This window comes from Bacteroidales bacterium, from assembly GCA_035299085.1.
Classification (GTDB): domain Bacteria; phylum Bacteroidota; class Bacteroidia; order Bacteroidales; family UBA10428; genus UBA5072.
On record DATGXG010000031.1, the window covers coordinates 19,910 to 39,058 of the forward strand.

Consider the following 19,149-nt stretch of genomic DNA (forward strand, 5'->3'; position numbering starts at 1 on the left):
ATCACCATCCTTTTTTATGTTTGCGTTCGCCGATCACTCCGGGAAAGGCTGCTTGTCTTCCCTTATTCATCAGGATCCAGATAGCGCCTTCATCGGCATCGGGACCATCGTCATGGATATTGGCACCTTTTTGAAAACCCAGGGTTTGTTCCACTGCAGTTACCATATGTGCATTGGCCTTCTGTTTGATATTATAAGTTACCAGGCCTCTTTCCCATAACGGCGCAATAGCCTGTATCCTGGAATACTTATCGGGCTTTTGTCTCTGATCACCCCGGATGGGAAGATAGTACCCTCTTTCCCTGGCTTCTGCTTCAAAATCCTCGAAAAACATATCCTGCAGAAATACGTCTTCCATGTAGTAATCACAGATCACGTCAGAGGGCAATGACTCATGAAAATCATACAGCCATTTTACAGCTTCAGTAACGGTACCCTGTTTGCAAAATGCATCGATCTTATAAAGCTTCAATCCGAGTTTTCCCCACACCTTAATGGCCTTATAGTCGTTGGTTGTTTTAGGCTTGTACGATGGATCAAAATAGGCCACGATGTTATCCATGTTCCGGAGGTCCGGCACTCTTCCCCAGTGGATCCATTCTGCTTTGAAAACCTTGCCTTTTATAATGGGATTATGAAAGTACTCGCGGTTGGCCAGAAAATAACCCATACGAGAAAAACGGACCTGCAGCTGCTCTTTAGTGAACTTCTCAGGCCATGAAGGTTCTCCGTTAAAGGATCCATCCACAGTGGCGCAAATCTTTGAATGATGCAGCCCTTTGCGTTTGGGTTTATCCAGTTCGGTATCACCCACTACATGAGCCAGGATGGATTTGGGATGAATGCGGTTGCCTACCATCAGGAAACGGCTTGCCCGTATATCCATGGCGCCGTAAAGTGATCCGAGTAGCCAGTCCACTACCTGTTCTACCCTGGAGATATTGAGTACTATTTCGTCATCATCAATATCATCCACTACGCAATAATTGGGTCTTTTCTCCCGGTTCCGGAGTCCCCTGGGTGATTGTCCACGGCCATATGCTTTGAACAGGATCCCGTCAGCAATTTCAAATTCACCTTCTTCCCAGGATCCCAGTTTCTTTTGTTCACCAAAGTACTCGATTAGTCGTTGATTGAACTCAAATTCGGCCTGTATATCCGAAAGCAGGTTGCAGGCGTCGGTTTCATTCTTGCCTACCAGTACCATGCCCTGTAATTCACCGTTTATCCAAAGCCATATAGGCACCGAAACATCTGCATGAACACTTTTTGCATGTTCGCGTGGCCATTCCCAAACGCCGAAGAAATTGCGATCCGCTTTTACTTTATTGGCTTCCCTGATCTGAAAATCGGCTGTTGGTGCTGAAGCATAATGTGGAAATATCTCGGAAATAAAGAAGGCATAATCCTTCTTTAGCCTGGCAATGTACTTGTTTCGCTCGTCTTCGGTTTCATGCCGTATGACAACCGTTGTAGATGATTGAACGACCCGGCAGTGTTCCTTCCATTTTTTGTATGCATCGGATAAATTACTCATTTACCGCTCATGAGTGTAGTTATGTAGGAGTCCTGGTACCGGTTAATCTGCTTGATCAGATCCACCGTAACCAGCTTATCTGTGATGCTCTGCTTTTGGAGCCACTGAACGAAATCGATAAACACATCCATCACCTGCACAGGGCTGTTCTTTTTATCAAGCTTTTCAATAATGGCCACCAGCTTGGAAAGCTTGTCAGCCACTCCGGAATCCTGAGTCATTGCATCTTTATCCGATAGTAGATCATTGATTTGATTCAGGGTTTTATTGATGAGTTCCTGCCGGGTAATGGTCTTTGCGGCTCTCTTCTCTTTCCATAACCCGTCATTTACCCACTTGCTCACGGATTGTTCAGAAACACCAACGCGATCGGCAATCTCTTTGCTGGTAACTGAACTCATGTAAAGCATGAAGGCTATTTCACGGGCCGCTTCAAGTTCCTGCTTGGTCTTGCCTTTTCCTTTCATGATACCTACTATATACACAAATGTGAAACATTATTGCAGCTATCTGAAAATTTAGTGTTACAGTAATATCATTCAGTAGTATTGTAATACATATACTTGCAGTGATTTAATTTATATATGACTTTTACTTCAACTTTATCATGCAACCAGAAATACAAGCAGAATCATGAGGAATTAATTTGATGAAACACACCTTCATATTCACCGATGAGAAAGTGCTGAACAGCTATGGTTTCAGAGTAATGACAAGCGGGGGCCGTTTTGAACAGTTCAATGCGAACCCTCTCATACTTTGGATGCATCGCAGGCCCAATAAGTACAACGATAAAAACGCCGATAACGACGTTTTTCCGATCGGTCTCGGATCGAATGTGAGAATAAAGGACGGACAGGGACTTGTAGACGTTGAGTTTGACGAAAAGGACCCATTCGCCCAGAAAATAGCTCAGAAGGTGGAAAGCGGAATTGTTCGGATGGCGTCAGCCGGTATCGATCCTATTACCTGGACTGAAGATCCGAAAATGCTGCTTGAGGGTCAAAAATGCGCCACACTTGCTGAGTGGAACCTTGTTGAAATATCCATTGTGGATATAGGCAGCAATCCGATGGCCCTGAAGCTGTATAACGCAAACAAGGAACTCATTGAACTTACTGCAGGTAATCAGCATGATTTCATTCCTCTCTTGAAAAAGGAACCAAAAACTCAAACCAAAAACATGGAATTTTTAGCTCAGGTAGCTGTATTACTTGGCAAACAGCCGGATGCAGCTTTAGACAGCGTTACAAAAGCGCTCAATGAAAGGCTGCAGCTTGCTGCCAAAGCCGAAGAGTACAAACTGAAGTATGAAACCCTGGTGAACGAAGTGGCTCAGGCAACTGAGAAAACGATCATTTCATTAGTGGATGCTGCCGTGGATCGCAAGATCACTGCCGACGAGAAAGACTTTTATGTAAAGCTCGGTAAAGACAGCGGTATAGATGCACTAAAAGCTGTTTTAGAAAGACTTCCGGCCATAAAGACATCCAAGCAGATTATCCTGGGTAAGGAAGGTCCTTCCGGATCCGGTGAGAAGGAAATTAAAACCTTTTCGGATTTGAAAGAGCAGGGAATGCAGGCTATTGAGCTTTGCAGGAAGAACGAGCCTGAAAAGTACAAAAACCTGTTCAAGGCTGAGTATGGCTATGAGCCGGATATGGCTGAGTAATTTGAATTGTAACATCATTTAAAACCCGATACAATGGCAGTTTTATTGAGAGATTTGTGGACTGGTGAACTGATCAACCATTTCCGGCATGAAGGTGAATTCCTTTCAAGGGTTCCCGGCGCCAATCAGTATGTGGATAACGACGCCATCCACCTGGCAAAAATAGGAGTTGACCCTGCAGTATTGATCAACAATACTACCTATCCCATCAACGCCGCTCAGCGGACTGATGAGGACGTAGTAATCCACCTGGATAAGTTCGACACTGAAAATACCATCATCACGGATGATGAGCTGTACGGACTTCCTTATGACAAACCCGGAAGTGTGCTCAACCAGCATCGCGAAGCCCTGGAGGAAAAGGTTCTTGAAAAATCATTGCATTCGCTGTGTATTTCTGCCGAGTCAGCCACAACCCCGGTTGTTATGACGTCCGGATCTTCAAACGGTGAAGACAATGCCCGCAAGAGGTTAACCAGGAAGGACCTTACCATTATGAAGCGGAAAATGGATCTTCTCAAGGTGCCGAAAAAAGGCAGGGAACTGGTTTTGTGTCCCTGGCACATTGAAGATCTGCTCCAGGAAGATGAAAAGTTTGCCAATCAGTGGTATAACCGTGAACTGGGAAAGATCATCAACCTGTTCGGTTTTAACATCACTGAAAGTGGTTATTTCCCGGTATTTGACAGCGCTACCAGCCAGAAAAAAGCTTTTGGAGCTGCACCCAATGCTGCCAATGACCTGGCTGTATCGGTTTGCTTCTGGGCACCCAGGGCTGTTCAGGCTCGCGGTTCGGTAAGCATGTATATGCAACAGGCTAAAGACAATCCGAAATACCGCCAAAGCGAGGTAGGTTTCAGGTTGTATCATATCTGCCTGCCCAAGTATTCCACCGGCTTCGGTGCATTCATTTCAACCAAGGTTTAATCATCCATTAAATACCCTTTAACAGCTATGAAAGCATTGAAATTGATTATCGGGTTCCTGGCCTTTTCCATCATGATGGCAATTGCACCCGTTAGAGCTCAGGATGTGAAATTCTCAACGGATGACACATACCGATCCTGCACTACCATACAGGCTACAGACACTGTGAATACCAACACCGAAAAAGGAAAGATATTCCTGGTGGATAAGCCTCTGGCATATACGTATATTCTGACCGCTAAGGCTACCCGCACATCAACTGCAAAAGCCTGCCAGTTCATCCTTTACGGATCCATAAACGGAGTTGATTATTTTGCGATCGGAAATCCCATTGCCTGGAAGCAGGCTACGGCGGATACTACGGTCGTATTCAATTCGTCTACCACTACGGTGAACTGGAGATTTCTGAAGTGTACCCTAAAGGCAGCTGCTTCAGGAGCACGAGCGCGCTTAGGAAATCAATACCTGAAAATCGGTCTTTAAAATACCATACCCGGATCTGTTTTTTGTCCATGCTGAAATCCGGGCAGCGATGTCTGTCCGGATTTTTTTAAAACCATGAGAATGAAAGGAGCATTACCGAGTGTAGGTTTAGGGTCACTCAGCACAATTTTTACATATATGACTACATCGAACGTCATTGAGGCAGTCATAGTAGGATTTATAGGAGGAGCAGCCGGGTATATTGGAAAGTTACTTATTGAACTCATTGTTAAACAGATCAAAAAACTTGTAAAAAAAGCATGAAAAAAATTGGATTTCTTTTAACAGCGCTGCTTGTGGCAGCAATCGCCTTCACGGCATGTTCAAAAACTGATGATTTACAGGGAAAACAGAAAGCCTCCACAGCACTTTACGCCGATCAGGGTAACGCTGAGCAGGCAGATCTGATGGTAAACGCTACCTATGAAGAGAATGTGGCTGCAGCAGGAGCTGTTTTTGTCCAGGACACCGAACCGGTTAAGGATACTGGCAGCAAGCTTGACTTTTCGACCATCCTGAATATTGTGCTATCCGTACTTACGGTTATTTTGGGCGGTTTCATGGCGAAATTCAAATTGAAATTGGGTCAGCTTGTATCTGTGGGTACCGCCGTCATAAGTGCGGGAGTTGAAATTGATAAAGCCCTTGCGGATAATAACGTATCCAAAGAGGAAATAGCTATTATCAGAGCCAAAGCGAAAGACGTCAGGGATAAGTTCAAAGAGCTTATATCCTTTAAAAAGAAGGAATAATGAACGCCTGGCAGGGATTAGCGCTACTCTTTGTCGGTTTTGCTGCCGGTTTGTTCCTGGGAGCAAAATACGGCACAAAACCGGTAAACGAGTATCACTTTGATAAAGTGAAGGCCAAAGGCAAGGATAATGAAATTACATCGATCATCACTCCCAGGGAAGCAGAGGAAAAGAAAAAACGATTCAGGTTATTCAAACGAAAAAACAGGAACAATGAACAAGCTCAGTAAAAAGGATTTTGCACAACGGGTTGACGAATACAGGGCGCTGTATCCGGGACGGACGCTTTATTTTACCGAAGATGGAAACTGCTTCCTTGAGAAGAGTCCATGCGAGGACCATGCCCGCAAGACTAAGCAGAAATGGGTTGAATCTCCTGCAGAAGTTGCAAACATTCCGACCGATGAATCGACGGGTTGGACCAAAGAAGAGGCAGTTGCTTTCCTGAAGGAAAGTGAACTTGACGATAATATGGACTACCAGTTAGTAAAAGACCTGGTAAAAGTTCTTGAACTTACCCCGGTAAGCAATTCAAAGGACAACCTGCTGGTTGCCCTGGAAGAATACAAAATGAGCCTTACTGTAAAACAACCTGAATAATGAACTTTCCTGAAGTAAGCATCATATTACAGAATGGCCGGCTCGGAAGAGTGGATGACCTGGGGAACGGTGTTCCGGGTTTGATTGTTCTGATGGCCAGCTCACCAACTGGCCATGCCTTTGGTGACGTGAAGAGTTATTCGAGGTTTGTGGATCTGCCTGCAGAATTAAAGCTGGTAAAAGCCCTGGAATACTATTTTGCCCTGGCAGATGGATATAAGATATACATCATGCCGGTGGCCAGCACGACGGTTATTTCTGAAGCCGTGGATCCGGTTGATGACTTGCCGTATGCCAAACAACTCATGGAAGCCGGAAACGGTGAAATCAGGTTTATTGGCGTTGTAGGCACGATGCTGCTGGCAGCTATGGCAGCCACCATTGGTAAGGCTCAAGATATGTATGAATATTCTGTAGCTCAGAAAAGCCCGTTACGCGTATTTCTGCCTTACAGCTTCAGGACTGCAGACGTGATTTCAGCACTTACCAGTCTTACCGATAATGGCGTAGGTGTAGTGGTTTCGTATCGTGGTGATGAAATAGGACTTCTTCTTGGAAGGCTTGCTTCTACTCCGGTTCAGCGGCATCCGGGACGCGTGAAAGACGGTCCTATGCCCATAACCGACGCCCGTCTTGACGGTGCTGCAGGAACCCCTACCAATGTGGAAGATGACATGGTAAAGGTGAAAGCCCTGCACGATGCAGGTTATATTGTTCTCGGAATTCTCATCGGAAAAGCCGGTTATTACTTTATGGGCATGCCTATGGCAACTGCCAATACCGATGATTACGGAACGATTGTAAACTGCAGAACCATTGACAAAGCCTTTGTTGTGGCATATGGTGTTTACCTGAACGAACTGAACGAGGAAGTATACGTGGATGCTGAAGGCAAGCTTCAGGCCGGCTATGTAAAACACATGCAGGCAGCTGTTGAAGAAGCTATCGACCGTCAGATGACTGCAAATGGTGAAATTTCGGGCCGTAAGGCTTTCTTCGATGATCAGCAGGATGTGATTGCTACCAGTGAGGTGTCAGGTAGCCTTGATATCCAACCTGTAGGTCACAGCAGCAAAATAACGATCAATTTGGGACTGACTAACTCTATAGCATAATGACTGCACCAACCTTCAGTACAAAACAATATGCCTGGAATGCTGTGAAAGTATTTCTGTTTGGCAGGCTTGTTACCGGTTTGCGCGGTGTTGAATACACCGTAAAAAAAGACAAGGAAGCGGTATATGGCGCCGGAGAGGAACCTCTTGCCATTCAAACAGGAAATAAAGAGTATTCAGGCAATATAACCCTTTTGCAGAGTGAGCTTGAAGCCATTACCAAGGCTGCAAAAACCGCAGGTTATGCAGATCTGACTGATATCCCCGGATTTGATGTCCAGGTTTCCTATGCTAACGTCGGAGAAAGGCCTACTACCGACACGCTGGTAGGTTGTGAATTCACCGAGGAAGCCAAAGGAATGAAGCAGGGGGATAAATTCATGGAAGTAAGTCTTCCGATTGTATTTTTAGGCAAAGTCGCACAGGTTTAATTATATAGGGTATGGAATTTACACAACAAAAAATAGACGAACTGAAAAAGCAGCATGGTAAAGTGTTTTTATTTCAATGCGCTGACGATCCTTCAAAAAGCTGCCTGTTAAGAAGGGTTAACCGCAATGATCTGAGTATGGCGAATATGGCAGCTATTTTGAAGAATGCTGATGGATCTTCGCACTTTGATGCTCATAAGTTTAACGAAACGATCCTGCTCAACACCTGGCTTGATGGCGATGAGGAAATAAAGACCAATGATCAGCTTTTCCTCGGAGTATCAGAACAGCTTGATGCCGTTATTGAAAAAGCGAAGTTTGAGGTAAAGGAGCTCTAAGGGTTGCCGGTGAAATAGCCCAGACTGACGAAATAGGTTACAGCAATTTCCTGCTGAAGTACTATTTCAAAACCGACCAACCCGAAAAATTATCTGACCAGGAATGGGCGCTGCAGGTAAAGATGCTGGAAAGGATCCGCCAGGAGGAAGCATTGAGCAATTTTAATCAGACACAATGGGCACCGCGCAGCAATACGAATACATAATTTATCTCAATGATAAAATGAGCGCTACCATGCGAAAGGTAGCGTCATTGTCTGTTTCGGAGTATAACAAAATCACCAATGCCCAGGATAAGTTAAACCGCTCAACAGCCAATTATGGTAATACACTCCGTAATGCCATAGGTGGCTATTTAGGTATGCAGGGAATTCGCACCCTGGCCCGTTGGGGAACCGAACTGAAACAAACTCAAATTCAATTTGAAACACTTGCCTCATCGGCCCAGAAGGGAGATGATTTATATGCTCAGCTGAAGCGATATGCCAATATCACTCCTTACCTGAACAGTCAGGTGAATAAAGCAGCTGTTACCATGCTCAGTTTTGGTGTGGCTGAAGATAAGATTATGCCGGGCATTCAAACAATAGGTGATATTGCTTCAGGAAATGCAGAACGATTTGAGGCCCTTGCCTTAGCTTATGCTCAGAGCCAGGCTGCAGGTAAAATGATGGGACAAGAACTTCTGCAGATGGTTAATGCCGGTTTCAATCCCTTACAAGAAATAAGCAGAAAAACTGGTATTTCAATGGCTGTTTTGCGCAAACAGATGGAAAATGGTGCTATATCTTCAAAAATGATTGAAGACGCATTTCGGTCAGCGACGGAAGAAGGCGGAAGGTTCCATGGCATGATGAACCGGATGACTAAAGAGGCCTTTGGTGTTTGGAGTAACATCACGGGTCAGTTGCAGACCGGTTTTGGTAATCTTTCTTCAAAAATGCAAGATGCATTAATCGGTAATTTAAAGACCATTGAAAGTATATCAGGTAAATTTCTTGAGTGGACCGAACGAGTTAATATCAATGCGGCCACCGTTGCAAAATGGGTAAAAATTGCATACCAAGGAGCCAAGGCCATGCTGATATTCAAGGCAGCTACCATGGGAGTTAATATATGGATGAAATACCTGGTGCCTGCTTACAAAGCTGCAAGTTATGGCTTGTTCGCCATGCGCTTCCAATTAAAATTTGCTACTGCAGAGACTTTCGCCTTAACCAATATAGCCAGGTTGGCAAAGATACAATGGATTGGACTGAGTAAAGCCATGAAGGCTAATGCCATTGGATTAGCTGTAACAGGATTGGCTATGCTTGTCTCTTGGTTGGGAAGAGCCAGGACTGCAGCTAATGAAGCAAGCGAAGCTCAGCGGTCATACAATGACCAGCTGACCAATACGGATGAAATTGCCAGGCGAAGAAGCGTTGATGAAATGCTTGCCAAGTACGGAATTATCAGTTCGAATGGAATTGATGTAGGTGTCAATCTGGAAGGCGGAGCATATGCCTGGATGGACAAGTTTGACAAAATGATTGCTGAAAGCGGAATCAATGCGCTCGGTTCATTTCAGACTATGCTCCAGGACCAGGTAGTGAGCACACAAAGAAAACTGGATCAATTAGGAATCACTGGTCCGGATGAGAAGTTAATGACCTTGAAGCTTGCCCTGGATAAGGTAAATGCGGAACTTGAAAAGTATGATAAGAATACCGCAAATGCCGGATCGAGAGGAATGAATTTCAATACGGTAAGCGAAACTTCAAATAATATCATCTCCGGTGGATCCAAACCAACAAATATTACCATAAACCTGCAGAAACTGAATGAAAAAATAGAGGTCCATGCAGCGAACCTAAAGGAAAGCCTTACTGATATTGAAGGTCAGTTTGTAGATATGTTCTTAAGGGTTCTTAATTCATCCGCTAAAATATCAACCCAATGACGCCGGCATTATTCAAATTAGAGAACTTATTTCCGGCCAGTTTTGGTGGAGTTGGTGTACCATTCCCTGGGATCCCCCGGAAGGGATCCGGATCTACCCAGGTAGAAGTAAATCCCCTGAATAAATCATCAGTATCCTGGCCTGATAGTGGGGAATTAAATATACAGGGACCTGCTTTTGGTGTGAAATATTACCTGCCGGTTGGTTTCCGGATCGAAGGGAAACTCTTGCAGCTTCCACTTGAGCCGAGTATGACGCTGGATTTTAAAAACAATATCATTAAGACGTCCCTGGCCGGTAATACTAAACGGGGAACGGTAAAAGAGCTGATTGGTGAAGATGATATTGCTATAACCATACAAGGACTATGCCTGGATCCGACTCGGAAAGGTTACCCTACTAAACAGGTTGAGATTTTAAAAACCATCTGGAATTACAAAGGCAGTATTGAAATTGTATCGATGCTCACTGCATTTTATGAAATAAAGAATGTGGTATTGGAAACCAAGAGTTTGCCGGCCATTACCGGAAGACCCTATTCACAGCCCTATTCTTTCACATTATTAAGTGATGAAGACTTTTTGCTCGTGTATTAGTATGTTCATACTTGGCTGCAATATATCTATAGGCGGTTACACCTTCAACAGGTGTACCGAAGTGAAGATTGAAAAGAGCATTGATCTTGTTTCATCCACTGCAGTTATTGTTTTGCCGATTTCTGCAGTTTTGGTAAGCAAAGGTGAAAAAACCACAGTGGAAACGGCCCGTCTGATCACCGTGGGTATGCCGGTCAGTATTGAACTTTCCTATAATGGCATATATTCAGGAATTGAATACACTGGTTATGTAAAGGTGATCAATCATAAGATTCCGCTGGAGATTGAATGTGAGAACATTTACCCGCTTAGGAAAAAGAATATTAATAAAGTGTGGGCTTCTACTACTCTACAAGATATTTTGAAGGAAATTGTTTCCGGTACTGATATCACTTTGTCATCTGAAGTTCCCGCTATAACTATGTCTCCTTATAGTATTAAAAATGCTTCAGGAGCTTTTGCTCTTCAGAAACTCAAAGACGATTTCGGATTGACGGTTTACCTGGATGAGAGTAATCGGTTATATGCCGGATTGGCCTACACAAAAAGCACCGGTACCGTTAAGTATTTTCTGAACGGATCCAATGTAAATGTGATTAATGCCGACGATCTGAAGTACCGCAATAAGGAGGATGTTTTATTGAAAATTAAGGCTATTGGTGTAAGCGGTAACAACACCCGGACAGAAGTGGAAGTCGGTGACCAGGACGGGGAGCTGCGCACGCTGTTCTTTTATAACATTACCTCAAAGACAGATTTAACCAGGTTAGCCACCCAGCAGCTGAACAAACTCAAATTTGACGGTTACGAAGGCAAGTTATTGACCTTCTTAATTCCGAAAGCGGTTCCGGGAATGACTGCCATACTGAATGATGAGCGTTTTCCGGTGCGCTCAGGCAACTACTATATTGATTCTGTAATGACCACGTGGGGCACACAGGGAGCCAGGCGCGAAGTGGGAATTGGTATTAAACTACAGGCATCATGAGCGCAAAGAAGAAGGCTGAAATACTTGAGAAACTCCGGGATCTGTCCAGGACTTTACCGGTTTTGGTTCCTGCAGTGGTGAAAGCTGTTCATGAAAGTGACTCTACCTGTACTATAGAGATTGATGAATTGGAATTTAAAGCCCGTTTAAACGCGGCTGAAGGAAGTGAAAAAGGATTTATCCTGCTTCCGGAAGTCGGATCCTGGATCCTTGCCGGCAGATTGGATGAAACCGGGGATTACTACCAGGTGCTTGCCTTTACTTCAGTAACCAAAATTACCCTAAATAAAGGGCAAAACGGAGGATTGGTTATTGTGAGCGACCTTGTATCCAGGCTAAATAAAATCGAGCAGGATATCAACAGCCTGAAACAGGTATTTAGTACCTGGACACCGGTCACCCAGGACGGAGGTGCGGCACTTAAAGTAGCCTCGGCTACATGGATGGCACAGCAACTAACCCAAACAACTGCTTCAGATATTGAAGACGATAAAATTGTGCATTGATGGATTTTGTACTGGATAACGATTATATACCCGAAACTGAAAACGGTGACTTTGTTTGCAAGGACGAATTGCAACAGCAGCAACGGTTATTATTGGCTTCTGTTAAGGGAGAGTGGAAAGAAAATCCTTTAGCCGGTTGTGGTATTATCAATTATGTGAATGAGGAGAATCCGCAGGCTATGATCATGGAGATTAAAAGACAGTTTAAGGCTGACGGATTGAATGTGTTGATGATTACCTATAACGACAGTGAATTGCGTATTGATGCTGAAAGAAGTTAAAATATTAAAAGGCCAGACTTTGGCCGACATTGCCATACAGGAAACCGGGGAACTGGCAGGGTTGTTCCAAATAGCCTTTAAGAACGGCATTTCACTTACCGATGACCTGGCAGCCGGTGAGGTAATTCAAGTTGATGATTTGGATATTAATATCAGTGAATTAAGGAAAATCAGGCTTGATAATGTGGTGCCTGCGACTGCTTTCGGGTATGTAGTAAATGAAGAAGGCGAAGAGCCGATACTGGATGGGATAGGGTACTGGAGTGTAGGAATGGATTTTATTGTATTATAATATGGCAAGAACAATCACTCAAATTCAAAATCAAATCATTGACCTGGTCCAGGCTGACAGCACACTTTCAGTCAAAATCAATTCAACGTCAAAAGTAAGCGTATGGAGGCTTTTTACCTTCATTATTGCCAGTGCCATTTGGACCCTTGAAATGCTTTTTGATACGCATAAAACTGAAGTTGAAGGCATAATAAATAACCTGACGCCACATTGGCCTTCATGGTACTGTAATAAGGCGCTGGCTTTTCAATATGGTCATTCACTTATCCAGGATACAGATCGATACCTGGTAGACGATGAAACGGCCAAAATCATACAATATGCCTCAGCTGTTGAAAGTGTTGATGGATATTTAAAATTAAAGGTTGCCAAGGCATTAGATAATACATTGGATAAGTTATCCGGAGAATGGCCAAATACAGGAGTTTCAGGACCCATGACGGGTTCATCCGGAGGAAGCGGAGAGAAGCTTGCCTTTTACATTTACATGCAATCTGTAAAGGATGCCGGTGTGAAGATCCGGTTTATCTCTCAGGATCCTGATCATCTACGCCTGGTTATTGATGCTTATTTTGATCCAATGGTACTGGATAACGAAGGTAAACGTTTGGATGGGACAGATAATACACCATTGCAAAAAGCGATCAATTCCTACATTGAGAGCTTGCCATTCAATGGCGAATTTACCAATGCAGGCCTTACCGATGCCATACAGGCTGTGAATGGTATTAAAATACCTCAGATATTAAGCACAGAAGCTTGTTGGGGTGCTTATGAATGGGAAATCATTTCTGCAAAGTACAATCCGGAAGCAGGTTGGCTTAAAATTTATGACAATGATTTAACAATTAACTGGATCCCATATGGCTTCAATTTATAGCATTGATTATAATAAGCTGATCAGGTGGCTGCTTCCTCCGAAGCTCAGAAGTGAGTTTACGCTAAACTGGCTTAAATCGCTTGTTTCACCCATTGTAATCATTTATAATGCATTTATACTATACCGGTCGGATGTAGAGTACAGAACCGCTATCACTCCCCAGGTATGTTACCTGCAAAAAGTTTTGAATGACACATTTGATAATACAGAAAGGAGAATCATCATATTAGATAATCCTGAGAAGACTGTCTTGCTGATTCACACGGATGAAGCTAACAAGCCGTTAATGATTCACAAAGTGAGGAGCGGTCATGATAGTGTGACCCCTTTAATTCATGATAGCAGCTCTTTTTCAGGAGGCCAGGATTTTACGGTTAAGGTGCCTTTTAGTCTGACTCAGGCCCAAGAATATAGAATGATGTCTATTCTGAATAATTACAAATTGATAAGCAAACGGTATAAAATTCTTTATGCATGAATACAATAGATTTTAACAAAAATGATTTTCCATTGACTACGTCTGTTTTTACATTCCTCCAGAATGCTATAAAGGATATTGAAAAGATTGCTGGTATTTTAACGGGAAATTATATCATTTCCGGATGTGAGACAGTTGGGGGATCCGTAAATGCAGGATATGTGGTCGTTGGTGGAACGATATTGAAATTTGATGGTGGTCCGATGCAAAATTGGGTTAGGGTTGAAACAACAGATTCTGTTATTACTGTTGGTGATGCGACTTATACCACTACAGTTAAGAAACTTGTCTGGGGGACACTGAATAATCAATTGTTATGGTCTGCTTTTCGGAGAGCACCAGAGGTGATTGAAAATCCTACTCTTTCACTTGATACCATTACCGGATCAGGCAGCATGCGCCGAAAAGTTATCAATATCGGCGACTGGAATATGCAAACAACAGCCAATATAAATGTTGACGATAATACACTGGAATGGGATAAAATAAGATCAATCAAAGTCCTAATTCGCGGAGATGAAGGACAATATGTTATGAGAGATCTTTTAGAAGCTGGCAATTATTCAGTTTCTTCAAATGGAGGTAATGCAAGAATCGCTCTAACTAGAGACGCTTCACCTGGACGATTTGCGGTAAATGACTCATATAATTCTACTTCCTACAATCGTGGATATATCGTAATTGATTATGTATTATGACAGCAAGAAATGTACTTAAAACATGGTTTGAGACAGGTGATAAGCCATCTCAGGCACAATTTGCAGAATTGATTGATTCATTATTTCATCGTGATGAAGATGTGCTTTCCATTGAGAAGATATCGGGACTTCAGGATGCTCTTAATAACAAAGCGAACGTAGAATCAGTAATAGCACCAATTGAGCTTCAAAATGCAGTTTCCGGATATTTAGTCATTGGTGATATTACTTTATGCTATACGATAAGAATTGAATACGTAATTGTAAGAGGTGACCTCTATGAAATGGGGGTGATCAGGGTTGACAATCGTGCTAATTCAATTCTCATCCAGGATTCAGATTTAGACGTCACCGGATTCATATTTGGTAAAGAAATAACCGGTAATGATCTTAGGCTTACCTGGTCTGACAATTTGGCTAATCAGATTGACGGATTACTTTACATAACTGATATAAGAAAAACATTAATTCAAAATTAAATGAGACATCTGGTAATTTCTTTTATGTTTGTATGTGCTATATATAACGCATCATGTCAGACACCACACAGGATTAACAGAGATGTAGAAATTGATGGTTATTTATATCCTAAACCACAACCATCCCTACCTATTATTGGACATCCTGGACAATTAGAAAATTTCAATGATACTTTATGGATATATTATTCGAATGCCTGGCAATCATTAATGCCTGTTGCTGAAGGATATACTATTAATGTATCAGATACCCTACAGGATATATATCTGATTAATAGCATGAAATTTGTTGGTAGTGGATACATTAAGAGATACTCATCATCCGCTATAGAATTATCACCTAATGGAGCGGATAGTTCATACATTAGATTTTCACAAAACTATACAATTGGAACTACACTTTCTGGCTTACAAACATTATGGTTTGGGAAAAATGGTGATCCATATTTTCCTTACCAAGATTATATGAGGGCATTCACTGATGACACAATACCCAATCATTCAGATGCAAGTTCCACCGCTTTATCAATTGCAGGAATAAGAAAACTAATTAATAGGGCGATTCAAACCGCTGCTCCTAACTTCACCTTGGCTATTAATCAGATACCATATGCGACATCCGCAAATCATATTGGAGGAACAGAAAATCTAAAATGGCAGCCAGGTACCTCTACATTAGAGATAAGTTCAGGTGTGGCTCAAATGAATATATCGAGTAGTATTTTGGGAATTACTACATCGAATTTAGAACGTACTAGATTAGCTCCTGGTTATAATGGTACTGCTTCGAACTATTTATTTACAAGCACAATAGCTCGCACAACCGGATCGCATACTGAATTTATTGATGCTGGCAAGTCTTTGTTTCGAATTTGGCGTGATTCGTTAGTTGCAGAAGTGCCAATTGCTGTTAAAGGTGGAATTAAAGGAGACATAACAGCAACAAAACTGGCCGGTCATGCTGGCCAGATCGTATCAGTGGATGCAGATGGAAAGCTTGTTATTTTAAAACAGCGAAAACAATTTGCAATCATTTGTACTACCACTCAAGATGCTACTACTCTAACTTCAATTTATGCTCCGATCGGCGCCGACTATAATGGATGGAATTTAATTAGGGTCGAGGTTATTTATGGCGCTGCGCAGGGAACTGCTATTCCTGTTGTCAATATATCAAGATATCGAGGGACTACTGAGGCGATAATGACAAGTACCGGAGGAAATTTTACCACTAACGCGACAATCAATACAGCAAATGACGATGTCGCTACAGGTGATCGAGTTTGTGCAAAATGGGTATGGGGATCAGGAATTGTGGCAACCGGATTTAGTGTTCTGTTAACTTGGGAGAAGCCATGAAGTATATCACCTTTGTTTTTTCAATTGCCTTATCGCTAAGCGTAGAGGCTCAGAAACCCGTTTTTAAACTACTTTTCGATGGTAATGGTGCGGATTCATCAGGCAATAATTTTGCAGGCGGCATACAAGGATCAGCTACCTATTCATCGACATATAGAGTACAGGGAAATTACTCTTACTCCGTACCTGAATATTCTAACTGGGAAAGCAATTCAGCCTATACAATCACAAACAGGACATTTTCGATCTCCGCAAATATTAGAAGGCATTACGAATATACTGGAAGTCATATTCTTTTTAGTAACAGGGAAAATACAGGATCAAGTGGTTTTGATATCCGTTGGGATGAAGATAATTCTAGATTATATGGAAGATTCTCAGATGGAGTAACACCAAATGACTTTTATTCGTCAAACTCAATTTTAATTAGTGACACCTGGTACCATATCGTGATTATTTCGACTTCAACGGGATATATAAGAGTTTACTTGAATAACGTTAAACTAACGCTTTCTGATTCAGCCGTGGGTACGACCTGGACAAACAATAAAATATTATCAATCGGGTCAGGAAGCGATGGTCATAGTGCGTTTTGGATGACTGGATATATAGATAACTTTCAATATTATAATTATGTGCTTAGTTCTTCACAAGTGGACAGCTTGTACGATAATCGTGCCAGTTCATTCCAATTAGGAGAGGCAACAGCTCCAGTTATTCCCAATCGGGCTGGGGTTATTTACTATGAGGATTATTATGTCGTTTTAGATACCATATCTAATCCAAATCCAGATCCAGATCCTGAGGAGCCTACGGACGTTTTACTTTCGACGGACTTTAGCGCCTGGTCAACATCCGACTTCTCGTCTGTGGATGCACTCATGGCTAAGTGGCCTCTTGTGTATTATAATAATGTTGAGGCAAATCAAGAAATAGTGAATGTTGGTGGAACACATGGAAACGTATTTAAATCAACGATTCATACGGGTGAAACTAGGAATTTTGAAACATATATATCCTTAGGAGGTAGTTACGAGGCTCTTAAAATTTCATTTGATTATTATATTGATCCAGCGTTTAACGGCGATGGTATAGGTGGAGGCCATTCCGGAAAAATGTTTTTTGGTGCAGCTGGGAGCGATTTTTTAAATATCGACGAAACGGATACCTACGATACTACTAGCATACATGGTATGGGAGGTAAAGCATATCTGTATGTTTGGGGTTCGGGTGGATTGGAAGCGAAGCCCGGCCCGTACCAAAGAGATCAGTTAAAAAATTATTTTCTTTGTGGCCCATGCGGTTTTGTAATGATTCCTAAAGGAGAATGGCATAGGATCACAACCTATATAAGAGTGAATGATCCTGGGTATACCAATGGATTTTTAGAAACGGCTTTAGATGGCGAAATAGTTTCCTTAATGCCGGATTTGCGTTCCAGGTCTGCTGTGCAAGGAAAAGATTTCGGTAAACTGGAGTGGTTTATATTTGACTATTTCTTTGGAGGTTCTGGATCTTATTATGCTGCTAAAGGAAATTACTATATAATGACGGATAATATAGTGGTTGAGAGGGCATCGGTAAGAAGTCCAATAGGCATTGGTGGATCAATGCCTGCCACATTGCTTACAAGTTCCGAAATAGTGCCGGAAAATTTATTAAAAGACGAATCATTTACTAGTTCTGCCGGAATTATATACGATATGGGGCAAAAAGATATTTATTTTCCGGTTTTTAAAAAAGGTATCGTAACAAAAACAGTTACAAGGCCAGTAGGGCAGCAAATAAAATACAAATTTGATGAAGAAGAATTCGGCTTTCCAGATTGGGGTACTGATTGTGAATCATATTGTAAGGTCTATTCAGGTACTGGCAGTACAAAAACATTATTAAATAGTTTCGGTCGAACCGGTGTGAATAATGGAACAGATAAAGGTTATGAGAATCCATCCGGATGGTACACAATACCTAATAATACTGCCACTTTCGAGATGTATACTGGTTGTAATTCTGGAGATAGCAAGGGTATTGCTGTGAGATATACGAGCGGAACAAATATTTGCTTCGTGGGTAACTCAATCATGGTCCCTGTTTACAACAAGTTTGTAAGTGATGGTGAACAGTACGATATGACTAATTTAGCCTTTTCAGGACATACAGCTACTCAACAGTTATCAGCCTGGAACGCATTGAGCCCTGTTACAAAGCAGAGTTTTGACTATGTATTAGTCGAAGTAGGTGTGAATGACGTGGCCATTGGTGAAAATTATTTATCAAACTATCAAGCCTTAATAACTCAGATAAATACAGACGTTAAAGCCAGTTGTAAGATTATAGCGGCTACTATGACTCCTTGTCGACAAACTGTAGATTATACCAGATGGCAGACTTTGAACGCTGCAATAAGAGGTGAAGGCGCCAACGCCATTACGGGTATCGATGTCGTAATGACTGATAATACAACCGATTTAGATCTGAATCATGACGGTTATCTGGATGCTTTTGTGAATAGTGGTGATGGCGTTCATCCAAGTCCAACAGGGACTGCTATTATAAAACGTAACTTTATTAACGTTCTGAAGTAATCGTATTAATGAGGTAAGAATATCAAATGAAAAATCCCAAGGTGTACTTGGGATTTTTTTTGTTAAGGAGGTCCAATCAATGTCAGAAGTTTGCGCTACAAAGATACATTTTAATCGATTATTATATTTAAAGTGCGTTTAATTTATTGTACAATTCGATTTAAATTTGTTGACGTTTCGATTTGGCAATTATAATTAACTCATTGGTAC

24 protein-coding genes are annotated in these 19,149 nt (G+C 42.1%); 22 read left to right on the top strand and 2 right to left on the bottom strand.

The window, feature by feature from the left end:
- Position 1: 1 nt before the first annotated feature.
- Both VK179_09920 and VK179_09925 read right to left on the bottom strand, forming a co-directional pair.
- A complete protein-coding gene (locus tag VK179_09920) occupies positions 2 to 1,537 on the bottom strand; it encodes a hypothetical protein (GenBank protein HLO59048.1) in 1,536 nt (511 codons plus the stop codon).
- The gene (locus tag VK179_09925) at positions 1,534 to 2,004 is read right to left on the bottom strand and encodes a hypothetical protein (GenBank protein ID HLO59049.1); all 471 of its coding nucleotides are present in this window, start codon (positions 2,002 to 2,004) and stop codon (positions 1,534 to 1,536) included. The genes VK179_09920 and VK179_09925 overlap by 4 nt, the downstream gene beginning before the upstream one ends.
- A gap of 182 nt (positions 2,005 to 2,186) precedes the next feature.
- On the opposite strand from VK179_09925, the gene VK179_09930 reads away from it, so the two are divergent.
- From VK179_09930 to VK179_10035, 22 genes are all read left to right on the top strand, one after another.
- Positions 2,187 to 3,209, top strand: coding sequence for a hypothetical protein (locus VK179_09930; GenBank protein HLO59050.1), 1,023 nt, complete (start codon positions 2,187 to 2,189; stop codon positions 3,207 to 3,209).
- A gap of 33 nt (positions 3,210 to 3,242) precedes the next feature.
- Positions 3,243 to 4,136 carry a hypothetical protein gene (locus tag VK179_09935; GenBank protein ID HLO59051.1) on the top strand — a complete coding sequence of 298 codons (894 nt, stop codon included), beginning with the start codon at positions 3,243 to 3,245 and terminating at the stop codon, positions 4,134 to 4,136.
- A gap of 27 nt (positions 4,137 to 4,163) precedes the next feature.
- On the top strand, positions 4,164 to 4,619 hold the full coding sequence (locus VK179_09940) for a hypothetical protein (protein HLO59052.1): 456 nt from the start codon (positions 4,164 to 4,166) through the stop codon (positions 4,617 to 4,619).
- Between the two features lie 138 nt (positions 4,620 to 4,757).
- Positions 4,758 to 4,883, top strand: coding sequence for a hypothetical protein (locus VK179_09945; GenBank protein ID HLO59053.1), 126 nt, complete (start codon positions 4,758 to 4,760; stop codon positions 4,881 to 4,883).
- Complete coding sequence (locus tag VK179_09950; GenBank protein HLO59054.1) at positions 4,880 to 5,371, top strand: hypothetical protein; 492 nt, start codon at positions 4,880 to 4,882, stop codon at positions 5,369 to 5,371. The genes VK179_09945 and VK179_09950 overlap by 4 nt, the downstream gene beginning before the upstream one ends.
- Positions 5,371 to 5,601, top strand: a complete 231-nt coding sequence (locus tag VK179_09955) for a hypothetical protein (protein ID HLO59055.1) — start codon at positions 5,371 to 5,373, stop codon at positions 5,599 to 5,601. The genes VK179_09950 and VK179_09955 overlap by 1 nt, the downstream gene beginning before the upstream one ends.
- On the top strand, positions 5,585 to 5,971 hold the full coding sequence (locus VK179_09960; GenBank protein HLO59056.1) for a hypothetical protein: 387 nt from the start codon (positions 5,585 to 5,587) through the stop codon (positions 5,969 to 5,971). Before VK179_09955 ends, VK179_09960 begins: the two co-directional genes overlap by 17 nt.
- The gene (locus VK179_09965; GenBank protein HLO59057.1) at positions 5,971 to 7,086 is read left to right on the top strand and encodes a DUF2586 family protein; all 1,116 of its coding nucleotides are present in this window, start codon (positions 5,971 to 5,973) and stop codon (positions 7,084 to 7,086) included. Before VK179_09960 ends, VK179_09965 begins: the two co-directional genes overlap by 1 nt.
- Positions 7,086 to 7,517, top strand: coding sequence for a hypothetical protein (locus VK179_09970; GenBank protein ID HLO59058.1), 432 nt, complete (start codon positions 7,086 to 7,088; stop codon positions 7,515 to 7,517). Before VK179_09965 ends, VK179_09970 begins: the two co-directional genes overlap by 1 nt.
- Positions 7,518 to 7,528: 11 nt before the next feature.
- Positions 7,529 to 7,855 (top strand): hypothetical protein, encoded by a 327-nt coding sequence (locus VK179_09975; protein ID HLO59059.1) that lies wholly within the window; start codon positions 7,529 to 7,531, stop codon positions 7,853 to 7,855.
- Positions 7,856 to 8,030: 175 nt separating this feature from the next.
- On the top strand, positions 8,031 to 9,797 hold the full coding sequence (locus tag VK179_09980; GenBank protein HLO59060.1) for a tape measure protein: 1,767 nt from the start codon (positions 8,031 to 8,033) through the stop codon (positions 9,795 to 9,797).
- Positions 9,794 to 10,393, top strand: coding sequence for a DUF6046 domain-containing protein (locus VK179_09985; GenBank protein HLO59061.1), 600 nt, complete (start codon positions 9,794 to 9,796; stop codon positions 10,391 to 10,393). The genes VK179_09980 and VK179_09985 overlap by 4 nt, the downstream gene beginning before the upstream one ends.
- On the top strand, positions 10,368 to 11,381 hold the full coding sequence (locus VK179_09990; protein ID HLO59062.1) for a hypothetical protein: 1,014 nt from the start codon (positions 10,368 to 10,370) through the stop codon (positions 11,379 to 11,381). The genes VK179_09985 and VK179_09990 overlap by 26 nt, the downstream gene beginning before the upstream one ends.
- On the top strand, positions 11,378 to 11,887 hold the full coding sequence (locus VK179_09995; protein ID HLO59063.1) for a hypothetical protein: 510 nt from the start codon (positions 11,378 to 11,380) through the stop codon (positions 11,885 to 11,887). The genes VK179_09990 and VK179_09995 overlap by 4 nt, the downstream gene beginning before the upstream one ends.
- Positions 11,887 to 12,168, top strand: coding sequence for a hypothetical protein (locus tag VK179_10000; protein HLO59064.1), 282 nt, complete (start codon positions 11,887 to 11,889; stop codon positions 12,166 to 12,168). Before VK179_09995 ends, VK179_10000 begins: the two co-directional genes overlap by 1 nt.
- Entirely contained in the window at positions 12,152 to 12,460 is a 309-nt protein-coding gene (locus tag VK179_10005; protein ID HLO59065.1) for a hypothetical protein, read from the top strand. The genes VK179_10000 and VK179_10005 overlap by 17 nt, the downstream gene beginning before the upstream one ends.
- Position 12,461: 1 nt before the next feature.
- Positions 12,462 to 13,340 carry a hypothetical protein gene (locus VK179_10010; GenBank protein ID HLO59066.1) on the top strand — a complete coding sequence of 293 codons (879 nt, stop codon included), beginning with the start codon at positions 12,462 to 12,464 and terminating at the stop codon, positions 13,338 to 13,340.
- A complete protein-coding gene (locus VK179_10015; protein HLO59067.1) occupies positions 13,324 to 13,818 on the top strand; it encodes a hypothetical protein in 495 nt (164 codons plus the stop codon). Before VK179_10010 ends, VK179_10015 begins: the two co-directional genes overlap by 17 nt.
- Positions 13,815 to 14,516 (top strand): hypothetical protein, encoded by a 702-nt coding sequence (locus VK179_10020; GenBank protein HLO59068.1) that lies wholly within the window; start codon positions 13,815 to 13,817, stop codon positions 14,514 to 14,516. Before VK179_10015 ends, VK179_10020 begins: the two co-directional genes overlap by 4 nt.
- On the top strand, positions 14,513 to 14,995 hold the full coding sequence (locus VK179_10025) for a hypothetical protein (protein HLO59069.1): 483 nt from the start codon (positions 14,513 to 14,515) through the stop codon (positions 14,993 to 14,995). The genes VK179_10020 and VK179_10025 overlap by 4 nt, the downstream gene beginning before the upstream one ends.
- Entirely contained in the window at positions 14,996 to 16,354 is a 1,359-nt protein-coding gene (locus tag VK179_10030; GenBank protein HLO59070.1) for a hypothetical protein, read from the top strand.
- Entirely contained in the window at positions 16,351 to 18,939 is a 2,589-nt protein-coding gene (locus VK179_10035) for a LamG-like jellyroll fold domain-containing protein (GenBank protein HLO59071.1), read from the top strand. The genes VK179_10030 and VK179_10035 overlap by 4 nt, the downstream gene beginning before the upstream one ends.
- The last annotated feature ends 210 nt before the right edge of the window (positions 18,940 to 19,149 follow it).